General features: G+C 60.0%; 12 protein-coding genes and 1 tRNA gene. 4 read left to right on the top strand and 9 right to left on the bottom strand.

The window, feature by feature from the left end:
• Nucleotides 1-135: 135 nt before the first annotated feature.
• The 6 genes from KH389_RS04630 to queA form a co-directional block, all read right to left on the bottom strand.
• The gene (locus KH389_RS04630; protein ID WP_043864458.1) at nucleotides 136-684 is read right to left on the bottom strand and encodes a glycine zipper 2TM domain-containing protein; all 549 of its coding nucleotides are present in this window, start codon (nucleotides 682-684) and stop codon (nucleotides 136-138) included.
• A 121-nt stretch (nucleotides 685-805) separates the two neighbouring features.
• Entirely contained in the window at nucleotides 806-1717 is a 912-nt protein-coding gene (gene secF / locus KH389_RS04625) for a protein translocase subunit SecF (protein WP_043864457.1), read from the bottom strand.
• 9 nt (nucleotides 1718-1726) lie between these two features.
• A complete protein-coding gene (gene secD, locus KH389_RS04620) occupies nucleotides 1727-3595 on the bottom strand; it encodes a protein translocase subunit SecD (protein WP_054916607.1) in 1869 nt (622 codons plus the stop codon).
• A gap of 63 nt (nucleotides 3596-3658) precedes the next feature.
• Nucleotides 3659-4000: a preprotein translocase subunit YajC gene (gene yajC, locus KH389_RS04615; RefSeq protein WP_043864455.1), complete on the bottom strand. Its 342-nt coding sequence runs from the start codon at nucleotides 3998-4000 to the stop codon at nucleotides 3659-3661.
• A gap of 51 nt (nucleotides 4001-4051) precedes the next feature.
• Entirely contained in the window at nucleotides 4052-5167 is a 1116-nt protein-coding gene (tgt, locus tag KH389_RS04610; RefSeq protein WP_162484886.1) for a tRNA guanosine(34) transglycosylase Tgt, read from the bottom strand.
• 14 nt (nucleotides 5168-5181) lie between these two features.
• Entirely contained in the window at nucleotides 5182-6231 is a 1050-nt protein-coding gene (gene queA / locus KH389_RS04605) for a tRNA preQ1(34) S-adenosylmethionine ribosyltransferase-isomerase QueA (RefSeq protein WP_213606969.1), read from the bottom strand.
• A 108-nt stretch (nucleotides 6232-6339) separates the two neighbouring features.
• On the opposite strand from queA, the gene KH389_RS04600 reads away from it, so the two are divergent.
• Nucleotides 6340-6424, top strand: a tRNA-Leu gene (locus KH389_RS04600).
• 548 nt (nucleotides 6425-6972) lie between these two features.
• Here the strand turns inward: KH389_RS04600 and KH389_RS04595 are convergent.
• Nucleotides 6973-7533 carry a hypothetical protein gene (locus KH389_RS04595; protein WP_143516664.1) on the bottom strand — a complete coding sequence of 187 codons (561 nt, stop codon included), beginning with the start codon at nucleotides 7531-7533 and terminating at the stop codon, nucleotides 6973-6975.
• 455 nt (nucleotides 7534-7988) lie between these two features.
• Nucleotides 7989-8894, bottom strand: a complete 906-nt coding sequence (locus tag KH389_RS04590) for a LysR family transcriptional regulator (RefSeq protein ID WP_213606967.1) — start codon at nucleotides 8892-8894, stop codon at nucleotides 7989-7991.
• Nucleotides 8895-9001: 107 nt separating this feature from the next.
• Here KH389_RS04590 and KH389_RS04585 point away from each other — a divergent pair, with 107 nt between their 5' ends.
• The 3 genes from KH389_RS04585 to KH389_RS04575 are packed head-to-tail and all read left to right on the top strand — an operon-like array spanning nucleotide 9002 to nucleotide 11552.
• Nucleotides 9002-10243: a D-amino acid dehydrogenase gene (locus KH389_RS04585; protein ID WP_213606965.1), complete on the top strand. Its 1242-nt coding sequence runs from the start codon at nucleotides 9002-9004 to the stop codon at nucleotides 10241-10243.
• A gap of 25 nt (nucleotides 10244-10268) precedes the next feature.
• Nucleotides 10269-10619 carry a RidA family protein gene (locus KH389_RS04580; protein ID WP_043864449.1) on the top strand — a complete coding sequence of 117 codons (351 nt, stop codon included), beginning with the start codon at nucleotides 10269-10271 and terminating at the stop codon, nucleotides 10617-10619.
• 30 nt (nucleotides 10620-10649) lie between these two features.
• A complete protein-coding gene (locus KH389_RS04575; RefSeq protein WP_043864448.1) occupies nucleotides 10650-11552 on the top strand; it encodes a transporter substrate-binding domain-containing protein in 903 nt (300 codons plus the stop codon).
• Nucleotides 11553-11770: 218 nt separating this feature from the next.
• Here KH389_RS04575 and KH389_RS04570 read toward each other — a convergent pair whose 3' ends face one another.
• On the bottom strand, nucleotides 11771-12070 hold the full coding sequence (locus KH389_RS04570) for an addiction module antidote protein (RefSeq protein WP_043864447.1): 300 nt from the start codon (nucleotides 12068-12070) through the stop codon (nucleotides 11771-11773).

Genomic DNA, 12070 nt, shown 5'->3' with positions numbered 1-12070 from the left:
TTTCAGCCGGGCAATAAAAAAGCACCCTTCGGGGTGCTTTTTTGTGGCTGGCTTTCGGGCCTCTTCGCCGGCAAGGCCGGCGCCTACAGGTTGCGCATGGCTTTGTAGGAGCCCGCCTTGCCGGCGAAAGGGCCATCACTGCCCAGGCTGTGCCTGCGTCAGTACCAGCTTGCCATTCTCGTCCAGCGGGATCTGCGAACCCGGGTCGCGCTCCATGCGCACCTGCCCGGCCTTGTCGCCAATCGAATACTTCACGTCGTACCCCACCACCTTCTCGCTCAGGTCATTGACCGTGTTGCAGCGGGTTTGCGTGGTGGTGTAGGTATCGCGGTTCTGCATGCCTTCCTGCACCTTGTTGCCGGCATAGCCACCACCGACGGCACCGGCCACGGTCGCGATCTTCTTGCCATTGCCGCCGCCGATCTGGTTACCCAGCAACCCACCTGCCACGGCGCCCAGCACGGTACCGGCGATCTGGTGTTGATCCTTCACCGGCGCCTGACGGGTCACCGTGACATCCTTGCAGACTTCCCGTGGCGTCTTGACGGTCTGCTTGACCGGCTGCACCGACGTCACCTGCGCGTATTGCGGCCCGCCCTTGACCAAGCTGTAGGTAGCCACGGCACCTCCGGCAGTGACACCGACAGCACCCAGCACCGCACCCACCAGCATTGACTTGTTCACGTGAACCTCCTGATTTACCTGCGGGAACACGCCCGCGCTTCTCCCAGCCTTGGAGCATAAAAAAAGGCGCGAGTTCAATACTCGCGCCTTCTTGTACCGCTCAGGACAGTGGCAAAAAGCCTTATGGACGCTCGTCCACACCCTCGGTTTTCACCGGCGGGATCAGGTCTTCACTGTTCAGGTTCAGCCAGATCAGCACCACGTTGGCGATGTAGATCGACGAGTAGGTACCGGCCATTACACCGATGAACAGTGCCAGCGAGAAGCCCCACAGGTTGTCACCACCGAAGAACAGCAGTGCCGCGATCGCCAGCAAGGTGGACACCGAGGTGGCCACGGTACGCAGCAGGGTCTGGGTGGTCGAGACGTTGATGTTCTCGATCAGCGAAGCCTTGCGCATCACGCGGAAGTTTTCCCGTACCCGGTCGAACACCACGATGGTGTCGTTGAGCGAGTAGCCGATGATCGCCAGCACCGCCGCCAGCACCGTCAGGTCGAAGGTGATCTGGAAGAACGACAGGATGCCCATGGTCACGATCACGTCGTGCACCAGCGACAGGATGGCGCCCACCGCAAACTTCCACTGGAAGCGGAAGGCCAGGTAGACCAGGATGCCGCCCAGCGCCAGCAGCATGCCCAGGCCGCCCTGGTCACGCAGTTCCTCGCCCACCTGCGGGCCGACGAACTCGACACGCTTGACCGTGGCCGGGTTGTCGGTGCTGATCTTCTGCAGCGCCTCGGCCACCTTGTTGCCCAGCATCGGGTCGTCGCCCGGCATGCGCACCAGCAGGTCGGTGGTAGCACCGAAGCTCTGCACCACGGCATCGTGGAAGCCGGACCTGACCAGCTCTTCACGAACCTCGCCAAGGTTGGCCGGGCGCTCGTAGGTCAGCTCGATGAGCGTACCGCCGGTGAAGTCCAGGCCGAAATTGAGCCCTTTGTAGAACCAGCTGAACAGTGCCAGCACAGTCAGCAGCAGGGTGACGCCGAACGCGACGTTCCGCACACCCATGAAGTTAATGGTACGTAACATGGCAGCCCCTTATACCCACAACTTCTTGATATCCCGCCCACCGCAGGTCAGGTTGACCATTGCGCGGGTGACCATGACGGCCGTGAACATCGAGGTGAAAATCCCGAGGGACATGGTAACCGCGAAGCCCTTGACCGGACCGGTACCCATGGCGAACAGGATGCCGCCCACCAGCAGGGTGGTCAGGTTGGCATCGACGATCGCGGTGTAGGCACGATTGAAGCCTTCGTGGATGGCGCGCTGCACCGACATGCCATTGGCCAGTTCTTCACGTATGCGCGAGAAGATCAGTACGTTGGCGTCGACCGCCATACCCATGGTCAGCACGATACCGGCAATGCCCGGCAGGGTCAGCGTAGCCCCCAGCAGCGACATCAGCGCCAGCAGCAGCACCATGTTGCCCGCCAGGGCGATGGTGGCGATCAGGCCGAAAGCACGGTAGATGGCCATGATGAACAGCGACACGAACAGCATGCCCCACAGCGATGCATCGATACCCTTGGTGATGTTGTCGGCACCCAGGCTCGGGCCAATGGTACGTTCTTCGGCGAAGTACATCGGCGCCGCCAGACCACCGGCACGCAGCAGCAGGGCCAGTTCGGACGACTCACCCTGGCCGTTCAGGCCGGTGATGCGGAACTGGCTGCCCAGCGGCGACTGGATGGTCGCCAGGCTGATGATGCGCTTCTCTTCCACGAACGACTGCACCGGCACGTCTTTCTCGACACCGTCGACCATCTGCTTGACGTAGCGGGTAACCGGACGCTGTTCGATGAAGATCACCGCCATGCTGCGCCCGACGTTGCTGCGCGTGGCGCGGCTCATCAGCTCACCGCCGTGGCCATCCAGGCGGATGTTCACCTGCGGGCGACCCTGCTCGTCGAAGCTGGCCTGGGCGTCGGTGACCTGGTCACCGGTGATGATCAGGCCACGCTCGACCGCTGCCGGTGGGCGACCGCCCTCACGGAACTCGAAGGTCTCGGTAGTGGCCTTGGACGCACCCGGCTCGGCACCCAGACGGAACTCCAGGTTCGCGGTCTTGCCCAGGATACGCTTGGCTTCGGCGGTGTCCTGCACGCCTGGCAGCTCGACCACGATGCGGTTGGCACCCTGGCGCTGAACCAGTGGCTCGGCCACACCCAGTTCGTTGACGCGGTTACGTACCGTGGTCAGGTTCTGCTTGATCGAGTATTCACGGATTTCCGCGACCTTGGCCGGGGTAATCGCCAGACGCAGCACCGACAGGCCGTTACGCTCGGTGGTGGTCAGCTCGAAATCGTTGAAATTCTTGCGGATCAGGCTGCGAGCCTGTTCGCGGGACTGGTCATCGGAGAAGCCCAGTTGAATGCCGCCATCTTGCTGCGGCAGGCTGCGGTAGCGCACACGCTCCTTGCGCAGCAGGCTTTTGACTTCGCCTTCGTACACCTTCAGACGTGCCGCCATGGCCTTGTCCATGTCCACTTCAAGCAGGAAGTGCACACCACCGGACAGGTCCAGGCCCAGCTTCATCGGGCTTGCACCCAGGTTGCGCAGCCATTGCGGAGTGGTCGGGGCCAGGTTCAGTGCAACGACGTAGTCGTCACCCAGCGCCTTGCGCACAACGTCCTTGGCCGGCAGTTGGTCGTCCTGTTTGGCCAGACGCACCAGTGCGCCCTTGCCCTTCTCGCCCAGGCTTGCACCCTTGACCGCGATACCGGCGTCGGCCAGTGCCTTGGTGGCACGGTCCAGGTCGGCCTGGCTGACCTGCAGCGCCGTGCTGGCACCACTGACCTGAATAGCCGCGTCGTCAGGGTAGAGGTTGGGAGCGGAATAAATAAAACCGATCGCCAGTACCGCCAGGATCAGTGCGTATTTCCATAGAGGATATTTGTTCAGCATCACGCCGCCCGTTCAAGACGCGGGGCGCCTTGCGCGCCCCGTCGATTGTAGAAAATCTGAAACTTAGATCGCTTTGAGCGTGCCCTTGGGCAGGGTCGCGGCAATAGCACCCTTCTGGAACTTCAGTTCCACGGTGTCGGACACTTCCAGCACCACGAAGTCATCGGCCACTTTGACGATCTTGCCGGCAATACCGCCGTTGGTGACAACTTCGTCACCTTTCTGCAGGTTGCTCAGCAGGTTCTTCTGCTCTTTGGCGCGCTTGGCCTGTGGACGCCAGATCATCAGGTAGAAGATGACCAGGAAGCCGACCAGGAAAATCCACTCGAAGCCGGTACCGGCTGGGCCGGCGGCAGCTGCCGGGGCTGCTGCGTCCGCGTAAGCGGCAGGAATCAGAAAGCTCATTTAGCACTCCAAGTTGCAAGTTGTTGTACGTGTGTCAGGTTCGACAGAACATCAATCCAAGGGCGGCACAGGCAGCCCGCGCTTGGCGTAAAAGGCATCGACAAAGGCGGCCAATGTACCCTGTTGAATAGCCTCGCGCAAACCAGCCATCAGGCGCTGGTAATGACGCAAGTTGTGGATGGTATTCAACATGCTGCCCAACATTTCGCCGCATTTATCCAGGTGATGCAGATAAGCGCGGGAGAAGTTCTGGCAGGTGTAGCAGTCACAGGTCGGATCCAGTGGCGAATCATCATGGCGATGGAACGCGTTACGGATTTTAAGCACGCCGGTATCGACAAACAGATGACCGTTGCGCGCATTGCGCGTGGGCATCACGCAATCGAACATGTCGACGCCGCGGCGCACACCCTCAACGAGATCTTCCGGCTTGCCTACCCCCATAAGGTAACGAGGTTTGTCAGCCGGCATCATGCCCGGCAGGTAGTCCAGCACCTTGATCATCTCGTGCTTGGGCTCGCCCACCGACAGCCCGCCAATGGCCAGGCCGTCGAAGCCGATCTTGTCCAGGCCCTCCAGCGAACGCTCGCGCAGGTTGCGGTGCATGCCGCCCTGCACGATGCCGAACAGCGCTGCAGTGCTGTCGCCGTGGGCGTTCTTGGAGCGCTGGGCCCAGCGCAGCGACAGCTCCATGGAGATGCGCGCCACATCTTCATCCGCCGGGTACGGGGTGCACTCGTCGAAAATCATCACCACGTCCGAGCCCAGGTCGCGCTGCACCTGCATCGACTCTTCCGGGCCCATGAACACCTTGGAGCCGTCCACCGGGGAGGCGAAGGTCACGCCCTCCTCCTTGATCTTGCGCATCGCGCCCAGGCTGAACACCTGGAAGCCGCCGGAGTCGGTGAGGATCGGGCCCTGCCACTTCATGAAGTCGTGCAGGTCGCCGTGGGCCTTGATCACCTCGGTGCCCGGGCGCAGCCACAGGTGGAAGGTGTTGCCCAGGATCATCTGCGCGCCGATGGCCTCGATGTCGCGCGGCAGCATGCCCTTGACCGTGCCATAGGTGCCCACCGGCATGAAGGCCGGGGTTTCGACCACGCCCCGGGGGAATGTCAGGCGGCCGCGACGGGCCTTGCCGTCGGTGGCCAGCAACTCGAAGGACATACGACAGGTGCGACTCATGCTTGATCCTCGGGCCCGCGTGGCGCCGGATTGCGGGTGATGAACATGGCATCACCGTAACTGAAGAAGCGGTAGCCGTTTTCCACCGCTGCGGCGTAGGCAGCCATGGTCTCGGGGTAACCGGCGAAGGCCGAAACCAGCATCAGCAGCGTGGATTCGGGCAAATGGAAGTTGGTCACCAGGGCGTCGACCACGTGGAACGGGCGGCCCGGGAAAATAAAGATGTCGGTATCGCCGCTGAACGGCTTGAGCGTACCGTCGCGCGCCGCGCTTTCCAGCGAGCGCACGCTGGTGGTGCCGACCGCGATCACCCGCCCGCCGCGCGCCCGGCATTCGGCCACGGCGTCCACCACGTCCTGGCCCACTTCGAGCCACTCTTTATGCATGTGGTGATCTTCGATGCGTTCCACGCGCACCGGCTGGAAGGTGCCGGCGCCCACGTGCAGGGTGACGAAGGCGGTGCTCACGCCCTTTTCGGCGATCTTGCCCATCAGCTCTTCATCGAAGTGCAGGCCGGCGGTGGGCGCGGCGACGGCGCCGGAGCGCTGCGCATAGACCGTCTGATAGCGCTCGCGGTCGGCGCCTTCGTCGGGGCGGTCTATATAAGGAGGCAACGGCATGTGGCCGACGCGGTCGAGCAGTGGCAGCACCTCTTCGGTGAAGCGCAGCTCGAACAGCGCGTCGTGGCGCGCGACCATCTCGGCTTCGCCGCCGCCGTCGATCAGCAGCTGGGTGCCTGGCTTGGGCGACTTGCTCGAGCGCACGTGGGCGAGCACGCGATGGCTGTCGAGCACACGCTCGATGAGGATCTCCAGCTTGCCGCCGGAGGCCTTCTGGCCGAACAGTCGGGCCGGGATCACCCGGGTGTTGTTGAACACCATCAGATCGCCCGGGCGCAGGTGCTCGAGCAGGTCGGTGAACTGGTGATGCGCGAGCGCGCCGGTAGGCCCGTCGAGGGTCAACAGCCGGCTGCTGCGCCGTTCAGCCAGTGGATGGCGGGCGATCAGGGAATCTGGAAGCTCAAAGGAGAAATCGGCGACGCGCATGATGGTGATCGGTTTGACAGGGCCGCAAAGTTTAGCGGAAAGCGGCAAAATTGACCATGAAAGCTGATTGACCAACGGTAGGCGCCTCACTATACTTCGCCGCCACAAGCCCTGATGGCGGAATTGGTAGACGCGGCGGATTCAAAATCCGTTTTCGAAAGGAGTGGGAGTTCGAGTCTCCCTCGGGGCACCATACAAATCCTTGTAAATCAAGGGCTTAGAGAAGGGGTAGAAAGAAATTTCTACCCCTTTTTCTATTCAGAAAATCTGTTCTTCTCAAACCCATTTCCCTCGGAAAATGCGGCCCCAAAGCGTCACATCACGCGAAGTCAAGATCATACAAACCCACAAAAATCAATAGATTTTATGGGTATTCAAAAACCTTCGCGTCTCCGGCAAGGTCGTTTTTTGTGGTTGAACGTGTTCAAGCATGAAAATTGAGCACGGGTCTAACCCTAACTTTTAATTTTTGACAGCTACCATCCAACCCTACATATATTTTCAATCTACCATTGACACAATATTTCGTTGCATCAAGCCATTATTTGACTGTCATCGAAATTAAAAGACCGAACAAATCAAGCATTCAACAATGCTTGGCAACTGTATAGCAGGCATTGAAAAGGCCACCTTGAAGGGCAGCCTGATAGTTATCGACCATTATACGAACGCGGTCTATCTTCTCTTCATCGACCTCAAATCAACAAAAACACTGATGTGCTTTATTGTCGTTTACACATTTCAAAAAACAGTGCCATCATCCAAGGCAGACTTCAACTCGCTCTTGTAATTACTCTTATTAAAACTGTCGACTTTCTTGTAAGTATTCAACTTTTCAGGAGAGCGATATTGCGTATCACTTGCGAACGATTGAAAGGTGTCATCGTCAACCATTCTTATATGCATTTGAAGCTCCCTTGAATCATAGCCATAAAACTCAACAAAACCGGGAATTTGACTTTGACGTGCAACCATCAACGCTTCTTTGACTGGCTTGTCATAGAGATAGAATGTAGCAGTCACCATAATGGCACCCCCGGATTCAGTATTGTTCTTACCGAATTGGGGATTCACATAAGGGGTGAACACGACCCCACCATCCATAGCCTTGGTTTGTCCTAGCCATTTACGTTCTTTAATCGCACTGATTGTCTTATTGATAGGTCCAGAATACTCAACGCTTCTTCTGTCTTTATCAAGCTCGACGTGTTCAAAGGTTTCTGCTGATGCTGTGCACGCAAAAGCGGCAACCAACGATGCCAACACAAAGCTTTTAATTTTTTCCATTTTTTCCTTATCCATTCAGTTGAATCGCGAGAGCCAAGTCTTGCTGGTAAGGCAAAATGCTATCACCATTTGAGCAATAGTTAAACGCCAGCATTCCAACATCGCGGGGATGCAATATATTTAAGACTGGAACTTGTATGCGAGTTCTTCAAGTGCTTTCCTTCGGAATACCTGTCAACAGTCATCCGCAACAAACCTTCTGCTTTATGACCTACCCATGAAATGATGACAAGATTTTTTACATCTGCACGCTCTAATGTAGCAATTACGGTTTTTCGTATGCGGTGGAAAACACATCGCTTATCACAGCCCAACTCTGTTTTGGATGTGCTTACCGAATGGCTTCCAAACCCATTACTATTTCGATGTACATAGCCGTCCAACGACGACTACGCAACACCCATAAAGCCCACTGACTGCGGGCTTTTTAGTCTCTGGGGTTTAATCCCCTTCCCTGGCAAGTCAACGCTTCAGCGCCAACAATCCAATTGCCCCTGCGCACGAGTGCTGAAGATCGTCAGCAGCTCGCCCAGTGTATGCGGTGGCGGTTCGGCAGCGCGGGTCACCGCGTACAGGGTGATCGGCAACGCTGGAGCCAGGGGGCGAATGGCGGTGGCCCCAGGCGACGCGCTGAGGGCGGTGAAGGGATCGATCACCGCCAGCCCTGCACCGGATTCGACCATCGCCCTGGCCAGTGAATAGGTTTGCACCGCGATGCTCACCCGTGGCGGCGGCTCTACCGCCTCGAGATAGCTGTCGAGGCGGGCCGACAGCGGGTCGGCACTGGACAGCCCGATCAGCGGCGCGTCGGCCAGGGCCTGTAGCGGCAGCGGCTGGCCTTCTTCCTCCTGGGGCCAGTAACCGACCGGCGCCAACGCCACCAACACCCCACTGGCCAGCGCCTGGGCTTTGAGCCCCGGATGATCGGGCAGTTGCAGAGTCAGGGCGACATCGATTTCGCGCATCAGCAGGTTCTGCACCAGCTCGCGGCTATGGGCACTGGACAGCTCGCAGGCGATCTCCGGATAACGTTGCGTCCATTCATGAATGGCCGGCGGCAACAACGACAGGGCCAGTGCCGGGGTCGCGCCGATCCGCAGGCTGTGGCCCGGCTCACGGCGCAGGCTCTGGGCCAGGCGTCGCACCCCTTGCAGGCTTTCGGTGACCTTGTCGACCTCACGCTCCAGCTCCAGCGCTTCCGGGGTGGCCTGGAGTTTGCCGCGCACCCGTAGAAACAGCGGGAAACCCAGATGCTGCTCAGCGTGTTGCAGCACTTTGGTCACGGCGGGTTGGGAGACATGCAGTAGCTGCGCGGCAGCGCTGACCGAACCGGTCTGGCGGATGGCCTGGAAGATCTCGATGTGGCGAAGGCGCATGGCGAGTCCATAACCTTTGTTTATGGGATGACCATCTTTGTTCATTGTTCGGCGCCTGTCACCTGGCTCTAACCTCGGTCTCGTCTCAACCACGGCTAAGGAATGACATGGCTCAGCGTGTATGCATCATCGGCGGCGGCGTCATTGGCCTGGCAACGGCTTACGCACTGGTGCGCGATGGCGTTGAGGTGACCCTGGTCGAGGCGCGGGATTCGCTGGGCAGTGAAACCAGCTTTGCCAATGGCGGCCAGTTGTCCTATCGCTACGTGGCGCCCCTGGCCGATGCCGGCGTGCCATTGCAGGCCATCGGCTGGATGCTGCGCGGTGACTCACCGTTGAAGCTGCGCCCCCGCCTGGACCCGGCGCAGTGGCGCTGGATGGCGTCCTTTCTGGGGGCCTGTCGCTCCTCCGTCAACCGCACCAATGCAGCCCACCTGCTGCGCCTGGCGTTGTTCAGCCAGGCCACCCTGCAGGCCTGGCGCGAAGACGATGCCCTGGACGGTTTCCACTGGCGGCGCAATGGCAAGCTGGTGACCTTTCGCAACACCGCGAGCTTCGAGCACGCCCGCCACAGGCTGGCCGCCCCCCAGCAACAGCAGGTGCTGTCGTCTGCCGACTGCGCCCGCCTGGACCCGGCGCTGGCCGATGCCCCCTTTGTTGGCGCGATCTACACCCCCGATGAAGAGGTCGGTGACTGCCACGGCTTCTGCCAGCAACTGGCGGCGCGTTTGCGGGCCTCGGGCCGTTGCGAGTTCCGCCTGGGCCAGGCCGTGACCGGTATTCGCCAGGCCAATGGCATGGTGAGCGCAATCGAACTGGGGGATGAAGTGCTGCCAGTGGAGCATCTGGTGATTGCCGCCGGCCATCGCAGCCCACTGCTGACGTTGCCAGGGGTGCACCTGCCCCTGTACCCGCTCAAGGGCTATAGCCTCACCGTGCCGATCGGCGCCCACCACCGGGCCCCGGATCTGAGCATCACTGACTATGACCGCAAGATCGTCTACGCCCGCATCGGCGAGCAACTGCGGGTAGCGGCCATGGTCGACATCGTCGGCTTTGAACCGGCGCTGGACCCCAAGCGGCTGGCCCTGATCAAGCGCCAGGCGCGTGACACCTTCGCCAATGCCGGCGACTACGAGCAGGCCATCGAGTGGGCCGGTATGCGCCCGGCGACCCCTAGCGGCGTGCCGCTGCTGGGCGCAACGGCGTATCGCAACCTGTGGCTCAATCTCGGCCATGGTGCCCTGGGCTTCACCCTGGCCTGCGGCAGTGCGCAGTTGCTCAGCGAGCTGATCGGCCAGCGCCGCCCCTCCATTGATCTGCAGGGCTTTGCGCCCCGTGTGGCCTGAAATTACCCAAGAGAAGGACTATCCGATGACCATCAGCCGCATCCAGACCAATCCACGCTTGTCCGCTGCCGTGACCTTTGGCGACCTGGTGTTTCTCTCCGGCCAAGTACCGGGTGATGCCACCGACGCCGCTGGCCAGACTCGCCAGGTGCTGGCAAAAATCGACGCACTGTTGGCCGAGGCGGGCAGCGACAAGGATCACCTGCTCAGCGCGACCATTTACCTGAAGGACATTGGTGAGGATTTCGCGGCGATGAACTACGTATGGTCGGACTGGTTGTCGCCTGGCCAGGCACCGAGTCGCACGACCTTGCAGGCCGAGCTGGCCCGCCCGCAGGTGCGAGTCGAAATCAGCGTTATCGCGGCCCGCCGCTAAGCAATCCATCACCCACAACGGAGAATAACAATGCAAAAAATCACGTTGCTCGGCTGCACCCTGGGCGTATTGCTCGGCACTCAAGTGCAGGCTGAAGAAACCTCGCTGGGGCCGACCCTGAGCAAGATTGCCAGTACCAACAGCATTACCCTGGGTTATCGCGATGCATCGGTGCCCTTCTCCTACGTGGGCGATCACTCGGGTCAACCGATGGGTTACTCGGTGGACCTGGCGAACAAGATCGTCGAGCGCGTGCAGCAAAAGCTCGCGGCGCCCCAGCTCAAGGTCAAGTACAACCTGGTGACTTCGCAAACCCGCATTCCGCTGGTGCAGAACGGCACGGTCGACCTGGAATGTGGCTCGACCGGCGTGACCGCTGAGCGGCAAAAACAGGTGGCGTTTTCCTACGGCTTCATCTACGTCAAAGGCCAGTTGTTGACCGCCAACGACAGTGGGATCAAGAGCTTCGCCGACCTGCGCGGCAAGAACGTGGTGACCACCGCCGGCACCACCAACGAGCGCTATCTGAAGAGCTACAACATCGATAACAAGATCGACATGTTCGTGATCAGCGCCAAGGACCACGGCGAAGCCTTCCAGCTGTTGCAGTCCGGTCGGGCAGCGGCGTTCTACATGGACGATGCGTTGCTCTACGGCGAGCGCGCCAAGGCTCGCGATCCGCACAAGTGGGTAGTGGTTGGGGAGGAGCAGTCGCGGGAAATCTACAGCTGCATGGTGCGCAAGGACGATCCGCAATTCCTCGCACTGGTGAATTCGACACTGGGCGAGCTGTACAGCTCGGGGGAGATCAACGGGATCTACCAGCGCTGGTTTGAGCAGCCGATCCCGCCAAAAGGCTTGAACCTCGAGTTCCCGATGACCAGTGAACTCAAGGCGATCATTGCCAAGCCGGTGAGTGATCCGGTGCAGTAGCGATCAGTGCCCTCACCGGTTGGCGCGGGCTACCCGCCACCAGGGCTTGGGGATTGCTATCCCCCAAACGGTAGGTCGAGCAGCAGTGTTCCGCTGAATTCTTCAGCGTTCACTCTGAGGCGATTCACTGAGGACACGGTGATTTTTCTGGGCTGCCATACAGGCAGCTCAGAAGTTGTTTCCAGACAAAAAAGTCGCTGAAGCATTCCAGAATCAACCTACACCGAAGCCCCTCGATGCGAGCGCGCACAGAGTTCGATTCCCAGCGCATGCATCACCTTCAGCACCGTATCGAAACGAGGCTTGGCGCCTGGCGCGAAGGCCTTGTAAAGGCTCTCTCTTCCCAATCCAGTCTCTTTGGCAACCAGCGACATTCCGCGCGCTTTGGCCACGTACCCTATTGCACGTAAAAGCTCGTCGCTGTCGCCCTCTGCCAGCACCTGAGACAAGTACTCGCTGATGGCTTCATCACTATCAAGCAGTGCCGCCATGTCGAATGGAATCAATGTAACGCTCAT

The sequence above is a fragment of the Pseudomonas qingdaonensis genome (assembly GCF_018398475.1).
Lineage (GTDB): Bacteria > Pseudomonadota > Gammaproteobacteria > Pseudomonadales > Pseudomonadaceae > Aquipseudomonas > Aquipseudomonas palmensis.
This window is presented reverse-complemented; position numbering and strand designations above follow the sequence as displayed.